Annotated in this window: 18 protein-coding genes; 10 read left to right on the top strand and 8 right to left on the bottom strand. The window is 57.3% G+C overall.

The window, feature by feature from the left end:
- Window positions 1-30: 30 nt before the first annotated feature.
- Both parE and ACTZWX_RS10645 read left to right on the top strand, forming a co-directional pair.
- Window positions 31-1,926, top strand: a complete 1,896-nt coding sequence (parE, locus tag ACTZWX_RS10650) for a DNA topoisomerase IV subunit B (protein ID WP_444713910.1) — start codon at window positions 31-33, stop codon at window positions 1,924-1,926.
- A 95-nt stretch (window positions 1,927-2,021) separates the two neighbouring features.
- Window positions 2,022-3,788 (top strand): SLC13 family permease, encoded by a 1,767-nt coding sequence (locus ACTZWX_RS10645; RefSeq protein WP_061331598.1) that lies wholly within the window; start codon window positions 2,022-2,024, stop codon window positions 3,786-3,788.
- On the opposite strand, the gene ACTZWX_RS10640 is transcribed toward ACTZWX_RS10645, so the two are convergent.
- The gene (locus ACTZWX_RS10640) at window positions 3,776-5,059 is read right to left on the bottom strand and encodes an EAL domain-containing protein (RefSeq protein ID WP_444713909.1); all 1,284 of its coding nucleotides are present in this window, start codon (window positions 5,057-5,059) and stop codon (window positions 3,776-3,778) included. The two genes, ACTZWX_RS10645 and ACTZWX_RS10640, sit on opposite strands and share 13 nt — an antisense overlap.
- Before the next feature lie 598 nt (window positions 5,060-5,657).
- Between ACTZWX_RS10640 and ACTZWX_RS10635 the strand changes: the two genes are divergently transcribed.
- Window positions 5,658-6,206: a cytochrome b gene (locus tag ACTZWX_RS10635; RefSeq protein ID WP_444713908.1), complete on the top strand. Its 549-nt coding sequence runs from the start codon at window positions 5,658-5,660 to the stop codon at window positions 6,204-6,206.
- A gap of 51 nt (window positions 6,207-6,257) precedes the next feature.
- A complete protein-coding gene (locus tag ACTZWX_RS10630; protein ID WP_444713907.1) occupies window positions 6,258-6,839 on the top strand; it encodes a YceI family protein in 582 nt (193 codons plus the stop codon).
- Window positions 6,840-6,872: 33 nt separating this feature from the next.
- Here the strand turns inward: ACTZWX_RS10630 and ACTZWX_RS10625 are convergent, their stop codons facing one another.
- Together ACTZWX_RS10625 and ACTZWX_RS10620 are read right to left on the bottom strand one after the other, a co-directional pair.
- Window positions 6,873-7,418, bottom strand: a complete 546-nt coding sequence (locus ACTZWX_RS10625) for a methyl-accepting chemotaxis protein (protein ID WP_444714117.1) — start codon at window positions 7,416-7,418, stop codon at window positions 6,873-6,875.
- A gap of 55 nt (window positions 7,419-7,473) precedes the next feature.
- Window positions 7,474-7,704 carry a hypothetical protein gene (locus tag ACTZWX_RS10620; protein ID WP_444713906.1) on the bottom strand — a complete coding sequence of 77 codons (231 nt, stop codon included), beginning with the start codon at window positions 7,702-7,704 and terminating at the stop codon, window positions 7,474-7,476.
- A 220-nt stretch (window positions 7,705-7,924) separates the two neighbouring features.
- On the opposite strand from ACTZWX_RS10620, the gene parC reads away from it, so the two are divergent.
- Window positions 7,925-10,231, top strand: a complete 2,307-nt coding sequence (gene parC / locus ACTZWX_RS10615; protein WP_444713905.1) for a DNA topoisomerase IV subunit A — start codon at window positions 7,925-7,927, stop codon at window positions 10,229-10,231.
- Window positions 10,224-11,456, top strand: coding sequence for a phosphoserine phosphatase SerB (gene serB, locus ACTZWX_RS10610; RefSeq protein ID WP_444713904.1), 1,233 nt, complete (start codon window positions 10,224-10,226; stop codon window positions 11,454-11,456). The genes parC and serB overlap by 8 nt, the downstream gene beginning before the upstream one ends.
- 63 nt (window positions 11,457-11,519) lie before the next feature.
- Here serB and ACTZWX_RS10605 read toward each other — a convergent pair whose 3' ends face one another.
- The 3 genes from ACTZWX_RS10605 to epmB all read right to left on the bottom strand — a co-directional run bounded on the left by ACTZWX_RS10605 (window position 11,520) and on the right by epmB (window position 16,807).
- Window positions 11,520-13,604 carry an EAL domain-containing protein gene (locus tag ACTZWX_RS10605; protein ID WP_444713903.1) on the bottom strand — a complete coding sequence of 695 codons (2,085 nt, stop codon included), beginning with the start codon at window positions 13,602-13,604 and terminating at the stop codon, window positions 11,520-11,522.
- A 109-nt stretch (window positions 13,605-13,713) separates the two neighbouring features.
- A complete protein-coding gene (locus ACTZWX_RS10600; RefSeq protein ID WP_444713902.1) occupies window positions 13,714-15,525 on the bottom strand; it encodes a GTPase in 1,812 nt (603 codons plus the stop codon).
- A gap of 178 nt (window positions 15,526-15,703) precedes the next feature.
- Window positions 15,704-16,807: an EF-P beta-lysylation protein EpmB gene (gene epmB, locus ACTZWX_RS10595; RefSeq protein ID WP_444713901.1), complete on the bottom strand. Its 1,104-nt coding sequence runs from the start codon at window positions 16,805-16,807 to the stop codon at window positions 15,704-15,706.
- 45 nt (window positions 16,808-16,852) lie between these two features.
- Between epmB and efp the strand changes: the two genes are divergently transcribed.
- Window positions 16,853-17,428 (top strand): elongation factor P, encoded by a 576-nt coding sequence (gene efp / locus ACTZWX_RS10590; RefSeq protein WP_058092083.1) that lies wholly within the window; start codon window positions 16,853-16,855, stop codon window positions 17,426-17,428.
- A gap of 7 nt (window positions 17,429-17,435) precedes the next feature.
- Window positions 17,436-18,407 (top strand): EF-P lysine aminoacylase EpmA, encoded by a 972-nt coding sequence (gene epmA, locus ACTZWX_RS10585; RefSeq protein WP_444713900.1) that lies wholly within the window; start codon window positions 17,436-17,438, stop codon window positions 18,405-18,407.
- Between the two features lie 9 nt (window positions 18,408-18,416).
- Here the strand turns inward: epmA and asd are convergent, their stop codons facing one another.
- The gene (gene asd, locus ACTZWX_RS10580; RefSeq protein WP_444713899.1) at window positions 18,417-19,283 is read right to left on the bottom strand and encodes an archaetidylserine decarboxylase; all 867 of its coding nucleotides are present in this window, start codon (window positions 19,281-19,283) and stop codon (window positions 18,417-18,419) included.
- Between the two features lie 187 nt (window positions 19,284-19,470).
- Between asd and motA the strand changes: the two genes are divergently transcribed.
- Together motA and motB are read left to right on the top strand one after the other, a co-directional pair.
- Complete coding sequence (gene motA, locus ACTZWX_RS10575) at window positions 19,471-20,322, top strand: flagellar motor stator protein MotA (protein WP_444713898.1); 852 nt, start codon at window positions 19,471-19,473, stop codon at window positions 20,320-20,322.
- 32 nt (window positions 20,323-20,354) lie between these two features.
- Window positions 20,355-21,314, top strand: a complete 960-nt coding sequence (gene motB, locus ACTZWX_RS10570; RefSeq protein WP_444713897.1) for a flagellar motor protein MotB — start codon at window positions 20,355-20,357, stop codon at window positions 21,312-21,314.
- Between the two features lie 29 nt (window positions 21,315-21,343).
- Here motB and rsgA read toward each other — a convergent pair whose 3' ends face one another.
- Window positions 21,344-22,399: a small ribosomal subunit biogenesis GTPase RsgA gene (gene rsgA / locus ACTZWX_RS10565; RefSeq protein WP_444713896.1), complete on the bottom strand. Its 1,056-nt coding sequence runs from the start codon at window positions 22,397-22,399 to the stop codon at window positions 21,344-21,346.
- Between the last annotated feature and the right edge of the window lie 457 nt (window positions 22,400-22,856).

Here is a 22,856-nt window from a genome sequence, read left to right as displayed (position 1 = left end):
AACGACCACTTGCGGAGCCATGCCGTTACTATGAGCCAGCAACAATACAACGCCGATGCCATTGAAGTTCTGAGCGGTCTTGACCCGGTGCGCAAACGCCCGGGCATGTACACGGACACCTCAAGGCCGAACCACCTGGCTCAGGAAGTCATCGATAACAGTGTGGATGAGGCGCTGGCCGGCCATGCCCGCCGGATTGATGTGATCCTGCACAGTGACAACTCCCTGAGTGTGGAAGACGATGGTCGCGGCATGCCCGTCGATATCCACAAGGAAGAGGGCGTTCCGGGGGTGGAGCTGATTCTCTCCCGCCTGCACGCCGGTGGTAAGTTCTCCGAAGGTAACTACAACTTCTCTGGTGGTTTGCATGGGGTGGGTGTGTCTGTGGTGAACGCCCTGTCTACCCACCTGGAAGTCACCATCCGGCGGGACGGGCAGATTCACCAGATGACCTTCGCCAATGGCGACAAGGCCTCCGAGCTGGAAGTGGTCGATACCGTTGGTAAGCGCAACACCGGTACCCGCCTGAAGTTCACGCCCGACCCGAAATACTTCGACAGTCCGAATTTCTCCGTCAGTCGCCTGCGCCATAACCTGCGGGCCAAGGCGGTGCTTTGTCCCGGTCTGCACGTGACCTTTGTACAGGAGAAAACAGGGGAGAAAGATGAGTGGTTCTATGAAGATGGGCTGCGGGATTATTTGCGCACCGCCCTGGCCGATATTGAAGCCGTGCCGCTTGAGCCCTTCACCGGCAGTTTCTCCGGTAATAAGGAAGCGGTGGATTGGGCAATCCAGTGGCTGCCGGAGGGTGGCGATGCCGTCATGGAAAGCTACGTCAACCTGATTCCCACCGCCCAGGGCGGTACCCATGTCAATGGTTTACGTACCGGACTGCTGGAAGCCATGCGGGAATTCTGTGAATTCCGCAGCCTGCTGCCCCGTGGCGTCAAGTTGTCGCCCGAGGATATTTGGGAACGGGTGGCCTATGTCCTGTCCTTCAAGATGCAGGAGCCGCAGTTCTCTGGCCAGACCAAAGAGCGTCTGTCGTCCCGTGAGGCGGCGGCGTTTGTCTCTGGCGTGGTGAAAGACGCCTTCAGCCTGTGGCTGAACCAGCACACCGATATCGCTGAAGCCCTGGCAGAGCTGTTTATCAGCAATGCCCAGCGCCGGCTACGGGCCAGCAAGAAGGTGGCCCGTAAAAAGGTGACCTCCGGCCCGGCGTTGCCCGGCAAACTGGCGGACTGCTCCGGTGCCGATACCACCCGTTCAGAACTGTTCCTGGTGGAAGGTGATTCGGCTGGCGGTTCCGCCAAGCAGGCCCGGGATCGGGAATTCCAGGCGGTTATGCCGCTGCGGGGCAAGATTCTGAATACCTGGGAAGTGGATTCCGGTGAAATTCTCGCCTCTCAGGAAGTCCACGACATTGCCGTGGCCATCGGTGTTGATCCTGGCGCAGAGGATTTTACCGGTTTGCGCTACAACAAAATCTGTATCCTGGCGGATGCCGACTCTGACGGCCTGCATATCGCCACCTTGCTGTGCGCGCTGTTCGTAAAGCATTTCCGTCCACTGGTTTCTGCTGGCCACGTATTTGTCGCCATGCCGCCGCTGTACCGGGTGGATCTGGGCAAGGAAACCTTCTATGCCCTGGATGAGCACGAGAAGCAGGGCATTATCGACCGTCTGGCGGCTGAGAAGCGCAAGGGCAAGGTTCAGGTAACCCGCTTCAAGGGCCTGGGTGAGATGAACCCCCTGCAATTGCGTGAAACCACCATGGCGCCTGACACTCGCCGACTGGTGATGCTCACCTTGGAAGAGGGTGACGACACCGATGAGCGAATGGATATGTTGCTGGGCAAGAAGCGGGCTTCAGACCGTCGGGTTTGGCTGGAAGCCTACGGCAATATGGCGGATATCGCGGTTTGATATTCTCTGCAGTACTATAAAAATCATTACTTATTCTTTCTCAGAATTGATGAGGGCCGCTATCCTGCCAGTTTTCTAACCGGAATAACCGAGTTATGGACTGGCACGGATGGTTTTCCCTTGGGTTGGCGGGTGCCGCCCTGTTACTGATGAGCTCTGGCCGCTTTGCGCCGCATCTGGTGATGATGGCGGCATTGGTAGTGCTGAGTGCCAGCGGTATCATCGGCCCGGAACAGGCCCTTGCCGGCTTCAGTAATCCGGGGCTGATCACCGTGGTTGCTCTGTTTGTGGTGGCCTCCGGTGTTCACCATTCCGGGGGTGTTGACCTCCTGGTGCACTACATTCTCGGCAGCCCGAAAACCGTCCGCGGGGCCCAGGCCCGCATCGCCCTTCCAGTCACTCTGCTCAGTGGTTTCCTGAATAATACACCGGTGGTTGCCACCATGATTCCGGCAGTGCATGCGTGGTCCCGAAAGATTGGTATTGCCCCTTCCAAGCTGATGATTCCCCTCAGCTATGCCGCCATTTTTGGCGGAACGCTCACCCTGATCGGTACCAGTACCAACCTGGTGGTCAATGGTCAGTACCAGCAGCTGACCGGTGAAGAAGGCTTTTCAATCTTCGCCATTACCCAGGTTGGGCTGCCGGTAGCGATCATCGGGGTTGCTGTGATGTTGCTGGTACTGCCGCGGATGCTGCCAGATCGTAAAGACCAGCAGAAGTTCGGCTCGGTTAAAGAGTTTACGCTGGAAGTGGCGGTCGCGTTCGAGGGGCCGCTGGTCGGCAAAAGCGTAGGCGAGGCCGGGCTGCGGGAGCTGGATCGACTCTATCTGGTGGAAATTGAGCGGGATGGCAGCGTGGTAACGGCGGTGCCATCGGAAGAGCGTCTTCGAGGCGGTGACCGCCTGGTGTTTGCCGGCGATACCCAGGCCATTTCCGATCTGTTGCGGATCAATGGCATCGTGCCTTCGGTGCATGATGATGAGCCGTCGCTCAGCAAGGACCGCGCCGAACGACGTTTGGTGGAGGCCGTGTTGTCACCTCAGTCAGATGTGCTTGGCCAAACCATCAGGGATGCCCGGTTTCGGGACCGGTACGGTGCCGTGGTGCTGGCGGTTGCACGCGGAGGTGAGCGGGTGCCGGGTAACCTTGGCAACATTCGCCTGAAGCCCGGTGATGTGTTGTTGCTGGAAGCGCGCCCTGCGTTCGTCAGCCGGCAGCGATACAACAAGGATTTCCTGCTGATCAACGACCTTGAGACAGAAGCGCCGCGCCACGACCGGGCCTGGTTGTCCTGGGGCATTCTGCTGGTGCTGGTCGGGCTTGCCGCCTGCGGCATCATGACGATGCTCAACGCTGCCCTGGTAGGGGCATTCGTGATGATCCTTTCCGGCTGCTGCACGGTTGGCCAGGCTCAGAAAGCGGTAGACGTTCCGGTGATTCTCACGATCGCTGCCTCCTTTGCCATGGGCGGAGCGCTGGAACAGACCGGAGCGGCGAGTTACCTGGCCGGTGCGGTGTTCAGCCTGAGCGATGGCCACACCCTGCTGGCGTTATTACTGGTTTACCTGGTGGTGTCAGTGCTGACGGAAGTCATTACCAATAACGCAGCCGCCGTCCTGATTGTGCCGGTAGTGCTGTCGCTCACGTCTGCGATGGGCGTGGACTCCGAGCCGTTTATCATTGCGGTGATGATGGCCGCTTCGGCAAGCTTTGCCACACCGCTGGGTTATCAGACCAACATGATGGTGTTCGGGCCGGGAGGCTACCGTTTCAGTGATTTTATCCGGGTGGGTTTGCCGATGAATGTCTTTATCGGCCTGGTGACGGTTGGAGTTATTTCTGTGGTTTACGGCGTTTGATGGGGGTTGGCGAGGATATCGCAGCACAGCACCTGCAAACGTCCCTTGTGCTCGTAGGCCAGTGACAGGGTGACGCACATATAGGCGCCGGTTACGCACAGGTAGGGTGTTGTAACGTGCAGGTTCTCAGGCTGGGCCAGGGCCTGGCGCAGGTATTGCTGGCGGAACCAGTCGGCGCTGGTGGTGTTCTCCAGCGGCCGGAAACGAGGGTCCCGATTCTCAATGGCGGAATCGGAGACCAGGGTGTCTTCAATCTGGATGCCCTTGTCATCCGCCAGATAGCAGCGGGATACGACGGGGTGGTTCAGCAGTTCAAAGCAGGCCTGTGACATCAGGCTGCCGTCCTGCAGTCGTTCAATAGCCCGCCGGAACGGCCCGTTGAAATAGTTTACCAGTTGCTGTGTGGGGTCCTGGGTGATCTGTTTGCGCTTCTTGTATTCCTGAAGTAATTCTTCGAGGTCTGCCGGCGTGTGGGGCAGTTCCCCGAGCTCAAGGCAAGGGCGCCGGAAATAGAATCCCTGTACAAAGTCCACGCCAGCATCGATGGCTATCATGGCCTGATCACGGGTTTCCACGCCTTCCAGCAGTACCAGGCATCCCGACTGGTGAAGCAGCGACACCATGCCATTCAGAATCTGCCGTGCCCGCTGATCGTCAGTGGCGCGGGTCAGCAACGTACGATCCAGTTTGACGATATCCGGTGACAGGTTCCAGATTCGCTCGAAATTCGAGTGGCCGGCGCCAAAATCATCGATCGCGGTGAGGCAGCCAAGTTTCCGGTAGTAGGCGACGGTGTCTCTCAGTCTCTCCGCATCGTCTGTGGGCTGCTCAACAATCTCCATCACAATTCGATGGGGTGGTAGCCCGGTTTTCTTCAAAAGCGCCCCAAAGAACGAATCAGACCGGCTGCCACTGGTCACCACCCGTGGGGATACGTTCAGGAATAGCCAGTTCAGCTGGTCTTTTACGCCGCTGTAGTTACGGATATGCAGGTATCGACACAGTCGGTCCAGCAGCAGGTTTTCAGCGTCGGTGTCCGGAAGTTCAAACAGGTGATTGGGAAGTACAGCCGCGTTGTCATTGTCGAACGCCCGGATCAGGGCCTCATAACCAACGGTCCGTTTGTGGGAGATGCTGTAAATCGGTTGCAGGGCGGTTCTGAGCTTTAGCCCTCTGAAATCGGCTGTCCAGGTCTCTCCTTGCTGAGTGAACATGGGCGACAGCAGGTCTAGTTCTGGCGCTGGCAGGATATCGGTAAGGCTGTGGGACATAGGCGAGTCTGAACCGTTTAACGAACGCATCAGGAGCAGCAGTTGTGGTGCTGACCACTGAACTGTTAGCCAGAGTGCCGACATCCCTGGCACGTTTGCCTGTATTTCAAGGCGTTAACTGTTTAGCTAAGGCGCAGATTGCCAAAAAACAGGAATCATTACCACTGTTTAACCGGTAAAACTCGAAACAGTTTGTGACTTTGTGTTGGTATGGGGAATTCGGGGCGGGGCTTTGGATAGCAGAACCCCCGGCAGGCCGGGGGATCAGAATGGGGCGTATTAATTGTTGCTGGGTACTACTACGGATTCGTCGAATTCCAGTTCCATGTCGTTTCCTCTCGGTCACTGAGGCCCCCGACGGGGCGAATTAAAGTATGTGAGAAGTTTAGCGGTGCTGTGAATTTGCACAATCCGTAGAAGCCGTATTCGACCAAAGTGGCCAATGCCAGAGCCGGCGTCTGCCAGAGACTTGATCAGATAATTTGATGTATCCCGGCAGAATATTTTGATTTTCACCCGGCGGTTCGGGGCCTAGACTGATCTTAACGTATCAGTCGCACAGGTTGGCGCAGTCCAGGGATGGAGGATTTCCCAAATCATGAAATTACGAAATACCAACACCGCCTACGGTCTGATCGCCGTCAGTTTGCACTGGCTGGTGGCGCTGGCGGTCATTGGCCTGTTCGGGCTCGGCTGGTGGATGGTGGAACTGTCCTACTATGACCCCTGGTACCGACAGGGGCCACACATTCACCGGAGCATTGGCATCCTGCTGTTCATAGTGGTGGTGGCCCGGCTGTTGTGGCGAGTTGTGACTCCGCCCCCCAGGCCACTGCCTGAGCACCAGCGGTGGGAAGTGATCGCAGCCCATGGGGCCCATGGGCTGCTCTATCTGCTTCTGTTCGTAGCCATGATCAGTGGATACCTGATTACCACGGCCGATGGCTCGTCCATCAGCGTATTTGGCTGGTTTGAGGTGCCTTCAGTTACCGGCCGGATCAGGGGGATGGAGGACACCGCGGGTGCGGTCCATTACTGGAGCACCTGGGCACTGGTCGGGCTGGCCGGGCTGCATGCCCTGGCGGCCTTGAAACACCATTTTATTGATCGGGATGCCACGCTCAGGCGCATGCTTGGCGGCGGTTGACGCAGATCCGAAGACCGAAACGATAACCATGACCCACTCAGGGAGAAGACCATGAAAAGACTCTTGCTCGCATCCGCCGTTTCCGTGGCGCTGATCGGCACTGCCAACGCCAGCGAACACAGCGGCATCTATGCCTTTGATAAAGAGGGCGCACACCAGTTCATCACCTTCAAGATTTCCCATCTGGGCTACAGCTGGCTGTATGGCCGGTTCAACGACTTCGACGGCGAATTTGTCTACGACGCCGAGAACCCGGAGAACAGCACCGTCACCGTCACAATCGACACCGCCAGTGTGGACTCCAACCACGCCGAGCGCGACAAGCACCTGCGCAGCGATGACTTCCTGCATGTGAGCCAGTTCCCGCAGGCCACCTTCAAGAGCAAGCGCGTGGTTGTGGATGACGACGGCGAGGCTGATATCATCGGCGACTTCACCCTGCGCGGCGTGACCCGTGAGATCACTCTGGAAGCGGAAATGCTGGGCCACGGTGAAGACCCCTGGGGCGGCTACCGTATGGGCTTTGAGGCCGAGACTGAGTTTCGTCTGAAGGATTTCGGTATTCCGATGGATCTGGGTGAAGCCTCCGAAACCGTTGAAATCAAGATCTCCATCGAAGGCATTCGTCAGTAATCCTGATTGAAACCTCTGCCTCAGGTTCCGGGGTTAAACCCGGAACCTGCCTGTCTGTTGCTCCAGTTCTGCAGCATAGTCCTTGAGTGACTTGCTGATTCCGTCGATGGCACGAGAGCGTTCAGCGCTGGCCGCGGCCAGGTCGTTAATGTCGGTAATGCTGCGATTGATTTCGTCAACAACCTGGGTCTGTTCCTCGGTGGCCGACGCCACGCTGGTGTTTACATCAGTGATATTGGAGATGGCCTCCAGAATGGCTTGCAGTTCCTGCTCGGCTTCGGTGGCCAGTTTTTCTGTCTCAGCGGCTTCTTTACTGCCGGTTTCCATCACACTGACCACATCCGAAACGCCAGTCTGCAGTGCTGTGATCATAGTCTGAATGTCTTCGGTGGACTGTTGTGTGCGTTGGGCGAGCGTTCGCACCTCATCCGCCACAACCGCAAAGCCCCGGCCCATCCGGTGCACCTGCCTGGATGAATTTCGGATGATTTCGGCACTGTTCTGCCCCTTGAGGTCTGCTTCCCGGGTGATCTCGGCCGCCCTTGAGGCTAAGCGTAGCAGGGGGCGGGGGGTTGTCACCCTGAACAAGGGGATGAAATCTTGATTTGGCTCAGATTTTGGTGGCTAATCAGGGCTATTGGACGTTGCCAGACTGTTCACTGGCTCGGCAAAGGTGTCGTTGGCGCCAGAACTGAGCAATAAAGATTACAACACCGATGACCAGACCGGCCCAAAGGTAGGGCTCCGGCATCTGGAACGATCCACTGATGGCGAATTCCACCAGCAGCATCAGCGCGACGGCCAGGGTAGCATTCACCAGGGCTGTCACCAGCGCGTGCCCGCAGGCTTTAAGATTGGGTTTCATAGGTTTCCGCTTGTCAGGGGATAAAACGGCTTTCTATTCACTGTGGCGAGAATACGGTGCACCTTACAGACTCTCCATGCGGGAATTCCGCTATTGGAAATTGGTGTATCGTTGCTTGCGTCCATATAATGTGCGCCACATTGCCCGGTGTTTGTGCCGGGTTACCGGGGCTGCATCAAAGCCGCATTTCAAAACAGGCAGTTAAGGCAAAGAGGCATCTATGCCAGAGTTTCAGACAACGGATGAAGGTTTCGAAAGAGTATCGCTACGGGATTATACCGAGAAGGCCTACCTCGACTACTCCATGTACGTGATCCTGGACCGTGCATTGCCCAACGTAGGGGATGGGCTCAAGCCGGTGCAGCGTCGGATTGTTTATGCCATGTCGGAGCTGGGGCTGAAATCCACCTCCAAGTACAAGAAATCTGCCCGTACCGTTGGTGATGTGCTGGGTAAGTTCCACCCCCATGGTGACAGCGCCTGCTATGAAGCCATGGTGCTGATGGCGCAGCCGTTCTCCTATCGCTACCCGTTGGTGGATGGTCAAGGTAACTGGGGCTCCCCGGACGACCCGAAATCGTTCGCCGCCATGCGATACACCGAATCCCGCCTGGCTGCCTTTGCCGATGTTCTGCTGGGTGAGTTGGGGCAGGGAACCGTGGACTGGACGCCGAACTTTGATGGCACCATGGAAGAACCGTCCGTTCTGCCAGCCCGGTTGCCTCATGTGCTGCTGAACGGCACCACCGGCATTGCCGTGGGCATGGCCACTGACATTCCGCCGCACAATGTGCGAGAGGTCACAGCCGCCTGCATTCGTCTATTGGATGACCCGGAAGCCACCGTTGACCAGCTCTGTGAACACATCAAGGGCCCGGATTTTCCCACCTATGCGGAAATTATTACCCCTCGCAAGGATTTGAGACAGATCTATGAAACCGGCCGCGGCTCTCTGCGTATGAGAGCGCGCTGGGTTCGTGAAAGTGGCGAGATCGTGATTACCGATCTGCCACATCAGGTATCCGGTAACCGGGTGCTGGAGCAGATTGCCCAGCAGATGCAGGGCAAGAAGCTGCCCATGGTGGCGGACCTGCGTGACGAATCCGACCATGAGAACCCCACCCGCCTGGTGATCGTGCCCCGGTCCAACCGGGTGGATCTGGATGGTTTGATGGCGCACTTGTTTGCCAGCACCGATCTGGAGAAAACCTACCGGGTCAATATTAACGTAATCGGTAACGATGGCCGCCCGGGTGTAAAAGGGCTTCACCAGATCCTGACCGAGTGGCTGGCGTTCCGAAAGACCACGGTTACCCGCCGCCTGCAACACCGTCTGGATAAGGTTCTGGCCCGGTTGCACCTTCTTGAAGGCTTGTTGATTGCCTATCTCAACATCGACGAGGTGATTGAGATCATTCGTACCGAAGACAAGCCCAAGGCGGAATTGATGTCCCGGTTCGGACTGTCGGCAGACCAGGCGGAAGCCATCCTTGAGCTGAAATTGCGTCATCTGGCAAAACTCGAGGAAATGAAAATCCGCGGTGAGCAGGACGAACTGGCCGCGGAAAGGGATGAGCTGCAGGCCATTCTGGGCTCGGAAGACCGCCTGCGCGAGCTGATAAAGACCGAACTGCAGCAGGATGCCGAAACCTACGGTGATGACCGCCGTTCCCCAATTGTTGCCCGTGAAGAGGCCAAGGCCTTCAGTGAGATTGACCTGGTGTCCAACGACCCGGTCACTGTGGTGCTGTCGGAAAAGGGCTGGGTGCGGGCTGCCAAGGGGCACGACATTGATCCGTCCGGGCTCAGTTACAAGTCTGGCGACCGCTTTGCGCTGGCTGCCAGGGGCAGAAACAATCAGCAGGCCATTTTCCTCGACAGTACTGGGCGGGCCTATGCCCTGATGGCTCACAGTCTGCCGTCTGCCCGGGGGCAGGGCGAGCCTCTTACCGGCCGGATCAACCCACCGTCCGGGGCGACCTTCTCTGGTCTGCTGATGGGGAATCCGGAGCGTAAAGCGCTGCTGGTCACTGACGGTGGTTATGGTTTTGTGACCTCGTTGAACGACATGATCAGCAAGAACCGAGCTGGCAAGGCGGTGGTTTCTGTGCCCAAAGGGGCGCGAATCATGCCCCCCGTGCTGATCCCAGAGACAGCAACAACCCTTTACCTGGCGGCCATATCCAACGAGGGGCGCATGCTGGTGTTCCCGCTCAGCGAATTGCCGGAACTGGCCAAGGGTAAGGGCAACAAGATCATCAGCATTCCCTCTGCCCGCGTTCAGAATCGTGAGGAATATGTGGTGGCTGCCGCCGTCTTTGGTGAAGAAGACCAACTGGAGGTGAAGGCCGGCAAACGCAAACTGGGTCTGCGTTTTGCCGATCTGGAGCATTATCTGGGTGAGCGTGGCCGGCGTGGTCACAAATTGCCCAGAGGGCTCCAGCGGGTAGACGGCATTGATGTGATTCCGTCTGCCGCCCGTGCTCAGGAAGAAGCTCAGGACGTGGAGGGCACCGACAGTGAGTGAGCTGGTTCTGGTAAATGTGTCCGGGCGAGACAAGCCCGGATTGACCTCGGAGATCACCGGGATCATGGGGCAGTATGATGTCCGGATTCTGGATATTGGCCAGGCGGTGATTCACGACCACCTGACCTGGGGCATACTGATCGAGATCCCGGATGAGTCGAAATCGTCCCCGGTGATCCGTGACCTTCTTTTTCGGCTGCATGCCCTGGATCTTCAGGTGCGCTTTGCGCCCATCACGGTGGAGGAATACCAGGCATGGGCCGAAGGCCGTAACCGGGCCTGCTACATCGTTACCCTGCTATCCCGTGACATCAAGGCGGAACAGATCGCCCGGGTATCGGCCATTACCGCCCGGCATGGGCTGAACATCGACAACATTACCCGCCTTTCCGCACGCCCGTCGCTCAATCAGGGGGAGAACCGCATTGCCTGTGTCGAGTTTTCGGTGCGGGGAACGCCGTCAGACCTGGAACAACTTCGGGCGGACTTCCTGCATATTGCCGGTGAGATGAACGTGGACATCGCCTTCCAGGAAGACTCCATTTTCCGGCGAAACCGCCGGTTGGTGGTGTTTGATATGGACTCCACGCTGATTGAGGCGGAGGTGATCGATGAGCTGGCCCATGAGGCTGGCGTGGGCGAGCAGGTTGCGGAAATAACCGAGCGTGCCATGCAGGGTGAACTGGACTTCAGCCAGAGTTTTGCCGAGCGGCTGGCGCTGCTTAAAGGCCTGGATGAGTCGGTGCTTGAAAGTATTGCCGCTCGGCTGCGTATGACAGAGGGGGCCGAGCACCTGATCCGAAGCCTGAAGGCGCTGGGCTACCGCACCGCGATTCTTTCCGGTGGCTTTACCTACTTTGCCCGCCACCTGCAGCAAAAACTGGGCATTGACTACGTTTATGCCAACGAACTGGACATTGTCGACGGCAAGGTGACCGGTCAGGTTAAGGGGCAGATCGTGGATGGCAAGCGCAAAGCCGAGCTGCTGCTCGAGATTGCCGAAAAAGAGCATATCTCAAGGGAGCAGGTCATCGCCGTGGGTGATGGTGCCAACGACTTGCCGATGCTGAGCCAGGCTGGCCTCGGCGTGGCCTTTCGTGCCAAGCCGCTGGTCAAGGAATCGGCTCGACACTCTATTTCCACCCTGGGCCTGGATGCCATTCTGTACCTGATCGGTTTCCGTGAGAGCGAAACCAACCAGACCCTGAGCAATAGCCGCCTGTGAACGCACAAAGGGCGAGGTTTTGACGCCTCGCCCTTCGTGGTTCTTCCCGACATAACCTTCCGGTCAGCTGTCCCCGAAGTCGTAGTTCATCTCCGGTACCGGTGCCTGCAGGTAATAGCCCTGGATATAGTTTACGCCGGCCTGCCAGAGTGTCGCCAGTACCCCGGCGTTCTCTACCAGCGGGATGATGGTTAGCTTACCGGCATTCTGCAGGCTCTTCACCATTTCCTTGACCTGTTCCTTGGCTTCATCACTCTTCTGGATCTCTTCGGTGAACGAGCCGTCAATCTTCACATAGTCCGCGTCAATGTGCTTGAGCGTGTTGAATGGATTCAGGGCACAGCCGAACTGGGCAATGGAGACCTTACTGTGGAGTTCGTGCACGGCTTTGGTGAATTCCTTGGCCTGTTTCATGTAGTTATTAGCATCACCCTCGCGGATCTGGAATATCAGCGAATCACCAGGCAGGCGAGCGGCTTTAAGGGCAACGCTGAGCCAGGGCGTAAAGGTTTTGTCCTGCAGTGTCTCGGCGGTGATGTTCAGGAACAGCCTGGTGTCATGACCCCGTGACCGGTGACTTGCCAGCTGTTTGATGGTTTGCAGGATCACCCAGCGGTCAATCTTGATGGCCGTGTCGCTCGGCCCCACGGGGGGCAGGAAGTCGTAGGGAGAGACTTCCTCGTTGTCTTTGTCGAGCATGCGAACGAAGGCCTCGTAATGCTCTTCGCCCTCACCCCGCAGGTTGATGATAGGCTGGAACAGCAGCCGGAAGCGGTTGTCGTCCAGGGCCCTGAGGATAGCCTCAACGGAGTTGCTATCATCCAGGCTTTCGTACTGGGCGGGATTATAGACCACGATCCCGTTACCACGTTCATGGCCTTCGAGCTTCTTAACCTCAGCGGAGGCGGTATGGGCACGCCCCATCAGTTCCTCTGCCTTGGGCGAATTCTCCGTAATCGCGGCTACACCGATGGACACTGTCAGCGGTACCGTCTTGCCGTTGATGTCGAACAGATGATCTTCAACCGCTTTGCGAACCCGCTCAGCAATGCTTTCCATATGTTTCTCATCGCAGGGCAGGCACATCAGGCAGAAGGCATCATCGCTCAGCCTGGCCAGCGTCACTTCCTCGCCGGCCTGTTCTTTTAGCAGCGAGGCCAGATCACCCAGCAACAGATCGGCACCGGCGATACCGACCTGGCCCTTCATGCTTATGAAGTTGTCCAGGGCGATGTAGGCCAGGGCGCCGGTCTGGTTGTTCTTGCCGGCATTGGCAACGGCCTGGGCCAGAGCGTCCATCAGGTATTGACGGTTATACAGGCCCGTAAGCAGATCCTGGCTGCTGATCTGTTTGAGCTTTTCTTCCAGCTCGGCATCCCTGTGTTCCGGCTGCAATACAATCTGCGTGCAGGCTTCGCCATCATAGGTGGCGGCAGAGACAGACATGGTTACGTTCAGTTCCTGATCGTCGCTGCGGCGTGCGGTGCAGTTCAGGGTCATGCCGTCCTTGCCATCATCGGCAAAGGCCTTCATGAAGTCTTTGTACTTGTCCTGGCTTTCCGGGGTCAGGGTATCGAGCACCGGGATGCAGATAAGGTCGTCAATGTCGTCGTAGCCCAGGAACTCGATGTAGGACTGGTTGGCGTAGATGTGCATGCCATCGTTGATGTAGGCGATGGCGTCCTTGGAGCTTTCCAGAAGCAGCTGGCAGCGCTGTTCGGCCTCACGCAGGTGGGACTCCAGAACCCGACGACGGCGGCGCTCTTCCAGGGCGGCCAATTCGCGTTTCACCACCAGCACGAGCAGATCCTTGTACTCGAACGGCACAACATCCTGCCCGCCGGCCCGGATAATGTTCACCGTTCTTTCCCGGCTGACTTCCTCGGTCAGGAGAACGAAGGGGATGTCCTTGTCCATGCGCTTGACCATGGCCAGGGCGTCATCCGGCCCGAACTCCTGCTCCAGGTCCCGGGCCAACAGTAGGTCCCAGTTGCTGGTTTTCAGGGCTTCTTCCAGATCTTCTTCCGAGGTTATACGGTGTGCCCGGGTGGCCTTGCCCGAGTTGCGGAGCAGGCTGACCATGGATTCAGCATCATTTTGAGATGGATCAAGAATCAGCAGGTGTACGGTCGCGTTTTTTTTCTGCATTCGTAAGACTTCTCATGGATGCGGTCACTTCCGCTGAATGATGCAGGGGTTGGCGATCAATAACAACCCTGGCAGTAGCCGTGGTTCACAGTCTTTCCGACCTTTGGCGTTACAGTGATGGCCACAGGGAGTCGAATTCGTCTTCCGTGGCGCCGGGCGTTGATGGCGGGGCGCCATTCGGACTGGCCAGGGCCGCCGGATTCTGCAGTTTCAGTTCAAACTGGCTGATGCTACCGGTGGCAGAGACCTTCTTGAGCAGTTGTCCCTGATCTTCCCGGCCATCGTGCAGCAATGAGATGCGGCTGCCACTCTGGAAGGGCAGCCTTGGGGTAATCAGGGTCGCAGCCTGATTGACGACGCTGATTTCAGGCAGCAGCAGCCCCCGGAGGTATGCGCTGCTGTTGCCCACTTTCTGGATCAATCGAACCCCGCAAGGCGCGGCACTGGGGGCCAGCAACTCAATGCCGATCTGGGTGCCCTGATTCCGGACCTGACGCAACCAGCGCACCACGGCGATGCTCCAGGGATGGGATTTCTGTTCCCGTACCCCAAGAATCTCACCCGCCTGCAGGGAGGCCGGTACATTGGTTTCCCAGGCAACGCAGTAGCCACCCGGGCTGGTGTTGATCAGCAGTGCATGATGGGAGCGGGGGCGGCTCTTCTCCTGTCCCGTGGGTATGGCGGCCCCGGTAGCCGACTTGAAGTTGATCGGGGCATCGGCCGCGTGCAGCCTGTCCTCACTTGGGCCGGCGTCGTGGGCTCCGGCCCAGGCGTCCGTGTTCCGGTTGGCATTACGGACAAACCGGTTTTCCTGCTCGGGATCAATGGTTTCGTTGCCGTTCAGGAACTCGGCAAAGGTCTTTTCACCGGCGACGAAATAGTGGGTGGCCGTCAGGCCGACGCAGACCTCCAGCGTGCCCTGGCTGGAAATGCGGTTGAAATTCCGCTTGGCCAGAATACCCAGCGCCTGGCTGAGATGTGTGAGCAGGGTGTCGCTGATTTTGGACGATACCTGTAGCCGCGTAGTATCTTTCTCGTGGCTGCGCCTGGCGTGCAGCACCTCGGCCAGCTGCGTGGAAAGATCTTTGGTGTCAAAACCGCAGCTCTCGTCCCCCGGCTTGTTTTCCAGCAAGCTCCGATAGACTGGCGGGTTGTCCAGTTCCATGTTGATCACGAACAGGCTGTCGGTTCCAATGTCCGGGCCGCACTGGCAGAACTCGGTCCAGGACTCGAACAGCTCATAAACCTGCGTCAGCTCGGCCTGGCGGAGTTGATTGGGGCGGGCGCAGCCCAGCAGGAGAATGCGTTTGTAACTGTCGGCCACCGTACTGGCGCGGCGATGGGTCAGGGTGTCGTCATCGATTTCCAGTGCGGCCAGTTTGTTCCGGTGCGCAAACCGGTACAGACGGTGGCATTCCAGCCAGCTCAGGGCCGGGCTTGGGCAATAGAGCTGATGGGAGCGGACAATCGTGGCGCCCAGCTCGGATGTGGCGCGGTGAATGGCGGCGGCAACGTGGCGGCGATTTTTGTCCAGGCCGCCGTTATCCAGATATTCCAGTACACACAGTTTATAGCCGCTGGCCAGATGAAGCTGCAGGGCCTGGGCCAGGTTGGCAATTTTGCGCTGTTTCTCGGGCAGGGCGATGGCCAGGCCCAGAAAGTGCCGTGACAACTCGTTGCAGACAAAATGAATTTTCTCGCGAACCAGCTCAAGGAACTGCATTCGTTGCTGCGGAGCCAGAAACAGGTGGTTCAGTTCTATAATCGCATGGTAAAGCTGGCGGGATGCCTCACCGATGTTGGCCATCGGTAGCTGGTCAATCCACAGACGAAAGGCCTTGGGTGTCGTATCGCAAAACGACAGGCTTGCGGTTTTCTGTTCAGGAACCTTCAGTTCAGGTTTCAGAATATTGCCTTCCATCATCTCACGCCAGTGTTTGAGTCGCTTTGAGTATGTATCGACCGAAAGTGTCGAAAATACATGCTTTTATTGTTTTTACCTATAGAACTTTAAGATAGCAAACCAATAACAAAAAGCGAGAAAATCATGAGTTGACAATCTTTGACAAGTGTAAGTGGGACCGCTTTTGCGACATGTCTCACGCTACGCTGATGTTGGCCTGATTGTCGCCTGTGAAAATAGGGGTTTTACTGGTCTCCCCGGGCAGTTCCCTGACCAGCCTTGGAACCAGAAAGCCCGGCAGCCGCGTCATAAGTGCCCGAACCAGCGCCGCCGCCGCTTGGTCGCTGACATCAAAATGATGGGCGCCTGCAACGGGATCAAACGCGTGCAGGTAATAGGGCATAACGCCCGAATCAAACAGGTCTTCACTCAGCCGGGCCAGGATGCTGGCTGAGTCATTGACTCCTTTCAGAATCACGCTCTGGTTGAGCAGGGTCACCCCCACTTCGCGAAGGCGCGCAAAGGCTTTTCGTGTGTCTGAGTCTAGCTCTGCCGGGTGATTCACATGCACCACGAGGATTTTCTGAAGTGGCGAATTGCCAAGCCAGTCCAGCAGGGCGTCGCACACCCGTTGCGGAATAACGACCGGTAGCCGGCTGTGTATTCGCAGGCGCTTGATATGCGGTATGCCTGCCAGGGCTTCGGCCCATTGCGCCAATAGCCGGTCATTCACTGCCAGTGGATCACCACCGCTGAAGATCACTTCGTTAATTTCGGGGGCGGCTTTCAGGGTCGCCAGAACCTGCTGGCGGTCATCCGGACCGAGCCGCTGGGATTCATAGGGGAAGTGGCGGCGAAAGCAGTAGCGACAGTTGATTGCACACTGGCCCGTTACCATCAGCAGTGCCCGGCTCTGGTACTTGCGGATCAGCCCTGTGGTCTGGATGGCGTTGTTCTCTTGCAGCGGATCGCGCAAATAACCTGCTTGTTGTCGCGATTCTTCCGCCAGCGGCAGTACCTGTCGCAACAGGGGGTCGTTGGGGTCGCCCAGAGTCATTCGCCGTATGAACGGCTCGGGCACCCGCACGGGAAACAGTTGGTGGCCCGCGCGGGCACCCTTGAGCCAGGGCTCCGCCGGCAGGTTCAGGCGCCCAAGCAGCTGCTCCGGGCAGGTAACGGATTCTGCCAGAATCTGTTGCCAGCCTTTAGCTGAATCGTGGGGCTGTTGACGCTGTTCGGTAGCGATCAATGAAGGCTCTTCGTTACGGGCTTCTATACAGGCAGGGGTTCGCTGTATCATAGCGACCTTTGAAATTTTAACGACAGTCTGTCAGGTGGACATTTCATGGCTTCATATTCTACCAACGAATTTCGCAGCGGTCTCAAAGTTTTGCTGGATGGCGACCCCTGTATCATGCTGGAGAACGAGTTCGTCAAGCCCGGTAAGGGGCAGGCGTTCAACCGCGTTAAATTGCGCAACCTGATGACCAACCGGGTCTGGGAGCGTACGTTCAAATCAGGTGAGAGTCTGGAAGCCGCGGACGTGATGGACCAGGACATGGAATACCTGTACACCGACGGTGAGTTCTGGCATTTCATGCTGACCGACGGCTCGTTCGAGCAGTACGCTGCCGATGCCAAGGCTGTAGGTGATACCGTCAAGTGGCTGAAAGAGCAAGACGTATACACGGTGACTCTGTATAACGGCGCGCCGCTGACCGTCACACCGCCGAACTTTGTCGAGCTGGAAGTGGTGGATACTGATCCTGGTATGAAGGGTGATACCGCCCAGGGTGGTTCCAAGCCTGCAACACTGTCTACCGGCGCAGTGGTGAACGTACCCTTGTTCATCACCATTGGCGAAGTGCTGAAAGTGGATACCCGCTCTGGCGAGTACGTTAACCGCGTCAAGAGCAGCTGATCCGACAATGACCGATCAGCCTGTCTGGCAGCCTTCTGCCTCGCGGGAGCATCTGAAAAGCCGTGCACAACAGCTAGCCTGGGTGCGCGGCTTTTTTGCAGAAAGGGATGTTCTTGAAGTCGAAACACCGGTACTCGGCCGGTATGGCGTCACCGATATCAACCTCGACGGTATCGCGGCGGCGGTCAACGCTGCGGGAGTTTCCGGCGGCTGGTTGCAGACCTCCCCTGAATATCACATGAAACGCCTGCTGGCGGCGGGCTCGGGATGTATCTATCAGATTGCCCGGGTATTCCGTAATGGCGAGCGTGGTAGCCGCCATAACCCCGAATTTTCGTTGCTGGAATGGTACCGGGTGGGCCTGGACGACACGGCGATGATGGCCGAAGTGGCTGACCTGGTGTGTGACTGGCTGGGCTGTGAGCGCCCGGATGTTCTGAGCTACCGCGAGGCGCTTCAGACGCTTGCCGGAATGGATCCAATGACCATCACGGATCACGATCTGTACCAGTATTGTCAGCAGTGGCTTGAGCCGGAACAGTTGGCCGGCATGGGGCGCGACGATTGCCTGGACCTGGTGATGAGCTTCAGGGTTGAGCCGTTGTTGGGGCGGGGCCGCCCGGTGTTCATTACCCGGTATCCGGCTAGCCAGGCTGCCTTGGCCAGGGTGGCATCAGACGAAGATGGCTACCCGGTAGCACACCGATTTGAGCTCTACATTGACGGGCTTGAGTTATGTAACGGTTACTGGGAGCTCACCGATCCGGTCGAACAGCGTGCCCGGTTCGAGCAGGATAACCGCCGGCGCAAATCGGCCGGCAAGCAGGAAATGGCTGTCGATCAGAGTTTTCTGGCAGCCCTGGAGGCCGGGCTGCCGGAGTGTTCCGGTGTGGCCCTGGGGTTGGACCGCTTGCTGATGCTGAAAACCGGGGCTGAGTGCATAGAAGATGTGCTGGCGTTTCCGGTCGAGAGCGCCTGAGCCATCGGCTCAGGCGTTTTTGTTGGTCACCTTGCCAAACGCTTCGCCCATGCGGACGGTTTTGCCGGGAACCTGGTTGGCATCCCAGGCTACGGCGCCTTTGGGCATGGCCAGGACAACCGTCGAGCCCAGGCGGAACCGGCCCATTTCCTCTCCTTTCTCAAAACGGATCGCGTCTTCACCCTGGTAAACCCAGCGGGTTATCTGTGCAGGTTCCGGCGCAATTACTCCGGCCCAGGTGGTTTCCATGCTGCCCACGATCATCGCGCCCACCAGAACCAGGGCCATGGGACCTGCCTCGGTATCGAAAATGCAGACAACCCGCTCGTTCCTGGCGAACAGGTTGGGAACATGCTCTGCGGTCACCGGGTTTACCGAGAAGAACTTGCCCGGAACATAGACCATTTCCCGCAGTGTGCCGGCCATGGGCATATGAATGCGGTGATAGTCTTTGGGCGACAGGTAAGTGGTGCTGAACTCCCCGTGCCGGAAAGGCGCCGCCCGGCTGTCGTCGCCGCCGAGAATTTCAGTCAACCCGAATGACTGGCCCTTGGCCTGGAAAACCCTGTCGTTGCTGATCTGTCCCAGTTGGCTGATGGTGCCATCGACCGGGCTGACAAAGACGTCGTTGCCTTCCGCCACGGTGCGGACGCCGGGTTTGAGAGCGCGGGTAAAAAATGCATTGAACGACGGGTAGGCGGTAGGGTCTGACTCGGCTGCTTCGCTCATGTTTACGCCATAGCGGCCGATAAACCAGTTAATAACGCGGTTTTTCATGGCCGGGGCACGCGTATTGTCGGCCAGGCGACCTGCCAGGCGAGAGACAGCGCGTTGGGGCGTAATGTATTGGCTCAGCACGAACAGTTTGTCAAACATCAATAAGTCTCGGTAAGAACAGAGGCGGCAGTGTAACAAAACCGGCCCCGTGTATAGAAATTGTTTCACGCCTTCGCTGTTCGTTCAGAGCCTTGCTATTATCACGGCACAGCTCGCCCCGGTCGGGGTGGAGAACCCGTGACTGACCTCGGTCGTTAACGAGATAACAAAAGGCGTATATCTTTCCATGCTGCTGATTATTGGTGCGGTAATAGTTGTTGCGAGTGTACTTGGCGGCTACGTGCTGCACGGTGGTAATCTTGCCGTGTTATGGCAGCCTACCGAGGTCCTTATCATTGGGGGCGCTGCGGTTGGTTCCTTCATCATTGCCAACCCCATGCACACGGTGAAAGAGGTGGGACAGGCCGTTGTGCGATTGCTGACAGGATCGCCGTTTAACAAATCCTATTATATGGATTTGCTGAGCCTGCTTTATGAAGTGTTTGATAAGTCCCGGAAGCAGGGCGTAATGGCCATCGAAGAAGACATCGACAACCCAGAGAACAGCCAGATATTTAACCGGTATCCGGTCATTATGAAGTCTAAACATTTGCTGGCGTTTATCACCGATTATTTGCGCATCATCAGCTCCGGCAACATGGCGCCCCATGAGCTGGAAGGTATGATGGAAAATGAGATCGACAGCCGTCAGCATGAGCTGGAAGAGCCCGCTCACGCGGTCAACAAGATCGCCGACGCCTTGCCGGGCCTTGGTATCGTTGCGGCGGTACTGGGTATTGTCATCACCATGAATTTCCTCACCGAGGGCCCGGAGAAAATTGGCATGAGTGTGGCAGCGGCTTTGGTAGGTACCTTTCTTGGCATATGGATGGGATACGGCTTCGTTGGTCCGATGTCTATTTCTATGGAGCACTCGGCGAAATATGAACTCAAAGCTTATGAATGCGTTAAGTCCGCCATCGTTGCGACGGTATCCGGTCAGGCGCCCCAGATGGCCATTGAATTCGGCCGCAAGTCGTTACCCACGGATAAACGACCTGGTTTCCAGGAACTCAACGACCACGTTCGTTCGAAGTGACGAGCTGCGTCTTAATCGCCCGGAGTTGAGTTGTGGAAGAACAGCCGATCATCATCAAGCGCAAGAAAAAAGTGGTCGGGGGCCATCACGGTGGCTCCTGGAAGGTGGCCTTTGCAGACTTTGCCACCGCCATGATGGCGTTCTTTCTGGTTCTCTGGCTCACTGCCACGGCGTCTCCGGAACAAAAGCTGGCGGTTGAAGGTTATTTTAAAGATCCCATTGGCTTTGTAGAAGGAGGCTCTGCGAGTCCGATTGACTTGGGCGGTAGAGCCTCTGTGGCTGACCAGATGCAGCCCGATCGGGTTGAGGGCTCCGTGAGTTTACAGGATGAAACAGTTGACCTTCTGGCTGATGATTTGGAGCGCCGTCGCATGCAGGCCTTGCTTGGGGTGGTTCAGGAGCAAATTGAACAAAGTGAAACTTTGCAGGAATTCAAGGACCAGCTTCTGCTTGACATTACTGACGAAGGCTTGAGAGTCCAGATCGTTGATCGGTCTGGTCGGCCCATGTTTGACAGTGGTCGCGCAGAGCTCAAGTACTATTCACAGGATATTCTTTTTGAATTGGCCAAAAAGCTTGGGTCTGTCAATAACAAAGTAAGTATTACCGGTCACACGGATGCTACGCCTTTTGTTGGGCGTCCTGGCTATACAAATTGGGAGTTGTCTGCTGACCGCGCGAATACCGCCCGCCGGGCACTTGTAGCCGGTGGTGTAAGGCCCGATCAAATCGCTCGGGTGGTTGGTTTGAGTGATTCTGTGTTGTTCGATAAAGACAACCCAACTGCACCAGTCAATCGTCGGATTTCAATAATCGTTCTCAATAAAAAAACGGCAGACAGTATAGAAATAGATGCAGGCAACTACGATCAGCCCCTAATTGATCTCACAGAGCCGAGCGAATTGGAGCAACGGGAGGCGGTCGAGCGTCTTGAAAGTGGCGATTGGTTTGAAGAGCAACCGGATCCAGCACCCGGTGAGTTGAACTGGTAGGAGAGTGTCGATAAGTGGCTCTTTATCTGTCAGGAAATGCGAAGCCCTCTGGCTTGCTGTTCCGACATATCTTGCAGAATCCGGTGGAAACTCTGTAGCCGTTCCCTCGACACCGTCCCGGCATCTGCGGCCGCATCAAGCGCGCAGCCGGGATCACCCATGTGGCGGCAGTTGCGGAACTTGCAAAGCCCGATCAGCGGTCGAATTTCCCGAAATCCGTACTCCACTTCCTGTGGTGTCATATGCCACAAGCCAAACTCCCGAATGCCTGGAGAATCGATCAGGTCGCCGCCGCCCGGCAGGTGAAACAGCTTGGCTGTGGTGGTGGTGTGTACCCCTTTGCCCGTGCTCTCCGACACCGCGCCCACCCGGAGTAATTCGTCCGGCAGTAATGTCTGGATGATGGACGATTTCCCTACCCCGGACTGGCCCACGAAAACACTGGTTTGGTCCCGGACCAGTGACTCCACCTCTGGCGCAGGCTGCCCGGCGCAGGCAGTGGCAGACGTACGTTCCACCTGGTACCCGAGCGCTTCATAGCGACCCAACAGAGCATCAATCTGGGCCCGGTTCTGGTCGGTGATCAGATCGGTCTTGTTCAGCAGGATAACGGCCGGAATATCGGAGCTCTCTGAGGCCACCAGGTAGCGGTCGATGAGGTTGTCGTGAGGCTCCGGTTCTGGTGCAATCACCAGAATAATATGATCGATATTCGCCGCCACTGGCTTCAAGGCGCCGAAGTTATCCGGCCGCTGCAGCAGGTTGTCGCGGTCGCAGCGGGCGACAATCACGCCTGTTTCGCTTTTGCCCTGTCGCCAGACAACCCTGTCGCCGGTTACCAGGCTGTCGATATTGGCCCGCACAAAACACCGAAACACCTGCCCGGTGTCGTCACCTTCCAGCGCTTCGATGTCCAGTTGCTGGCCATAGTGGGCAATCACCAACCCTTCCTGCTCCGGCCCCAGTTCCCCCGCTTCAGCCTGTGCTTCGACGGCTTTTTCCTTGCGGGCGAGGCGATCGGTGCGTTCCTTCTGGATTTTATCGATGCGCCACTGCTGGCGTTTGTTCAGTTTTCTTTTGGCCATCGGCTCTCAAATGTTCCGGGGAAGTGGTGTGACACATGATACGTGAATCATGGACAATAGGCAGAGTTTCTAGACTTGTGAGTGTGGCGCTTAAACCTGATTTCAGACTTGGGTGCCTGTGACGGGTTGGGGTGCCTTTTCCGGGAGACGCTACAAGCACGTCCCTGTGCGCTTGACTGAAGCCATCCATGGCTTCAGACACTCCCGGAAAAGGCACCCCAACCCGGCACTCAGACCTTGGTGCAAGCTGCGGGCCTCAGGCGGTACCTGCTCAGTTTCGAGTGCGTGTGTGGGTCGGCTTTCCGAAAATTTCGAAGGCCAAGGATGGCGCTGAAAGAAGCGCACATGGGCGGAGCAAGCGCTGTAGAAGCGAAGCTTTGCGCGCTGCAGAGCGACAGCAATCTGTGATTGCTGGCTGGACCCGCTTGCGGGTGCTCGTAGCGGTTTTCGGAAAGCC

The sequence above is a fragment of the Marinobacter sp. NSM genome, from assembly GCF_052380025.1.
Taxonomy (GTDB): domain Bacteria; phylum Pseudomonadota; class Gammaproteobacteria; order Pseudomonadales; family Oleiphilaceae; genus Marinobacter.
Note: the sequence above shows the minus strand (reverse complement) of the source record. Positions and strands in the feature narration are given on the sequence as shown.

What these genes read in the sequence shown, in the direction of transcription:
- rsgA (WP_444713896.1), bottom strand. Translation starts at nt 22,399, where the DNA reads ATGGCCAAAAGAAAACTGAACAAACGCCAGCAGTGGCGCATCGATAAA.
- ACTZWX_RS10645 (WP_061331598.1), top strand. Translation starts at nt 2,022, where the DNA reads ATGGACTGGCACGGATGGTTTTCCCTTGGGTTGGCGGGTGCCGCCCTG.
- efp (WP_058092083.1), top strand. Translation starts at nt 16,853, where the DNA reads ATGGCTTCATATTCTACCAACGAATTTCGCAGCGGTCTCAAAGTTTTG.
- ACTZWX_RS10630 (WP_444713907.1), top strand. Translation starts at nt 6,258, where the DNA reads ATGAAAAGACTCTTGCTCGCATCCGCCGTTTCCGTGGCGCTGATCGGC.
- ACTZWX_RS10635 (WP_444713908.1), top strand. Translation starts at nt 5,658, where the DNA reads ATGAAATTACGAAATACCAACACCGCCTACGGTCTGATCGCCGTCAGT.
- ACTZWX_RS10605 (WP_444713903.1), bottom strand. Translation starts at nt 13,604, where the DNA reads ATGCAGAAAAAAAACGCGACCGTACACCTGCTGATTCTTGATCCATCT.
- ACTZWX_RS10640 (WP_444713909.1), bottom strand. Translation starts at nt 5,059, where the DNA reads ATGTCCCACAGCCTTACCGATATCCTGCCAGCGCCAGAACTAGACCTG.
- asd (WP_444713899.1), bottom strand. Translation starts at nt 19,283, where the DNA reads ATGTTTGACAAACTGTTCGTGCTGAGCCAATACATTACGCCCCAACGC.
- ACTZWX_RS10620 (WP_444713906.1), bottom strand. Translation starts at nt 7,704, where the DNA reads ATGAAACCCAATCTTAAAGCCTGCGGGCACGCGCTGGTGACAGCCCTG.
- epmB (WP_444713901.1), bottom strand. Translation starts at nt 16,807, where the DNA reads ATGATACAGCGAACCCCTGCCTGTATAGAAGCCCGTAACGAAGAGCCT.
- parC (WP_444713905.1), top strand. Translation starts at nt 7,925, where the DNA reads ATGCCAGAGTTTCAGACAACGGATGAAGGTTTCGAAAGAGTATCGCTA.
- parE (WP_444713910.1), top strand. Translation starts at nt 31, where the DNA reads ATGAGCCAGCAACAATACAACGCCGATGCCATTGAAGTTCTGAGCGGT.
- epmA (WP_444713900.1), top strand. Translation starts at nt 17,436, where the DNA reads ATGACCGATCAGCCTGTCTGGCAGCCTTCTGCCTCGCGGGAGCATCTG.
- ACTZWX_RS10600 (WP_444713902.1), bottom strand. Translation starts at nt 15,525, where the DNA reads ATGGAAGGCAATATTCTGAAACCTGAACTGAAGGTTCCTGAACAGAAA.
- motA (WP_444713898.1), top strand. Translation starts at nt 19,471, where the DNA reads ATGCTGCTGATTATTGGTGCGGTAATAGTTGTTGCGAGTGTACTTGGC.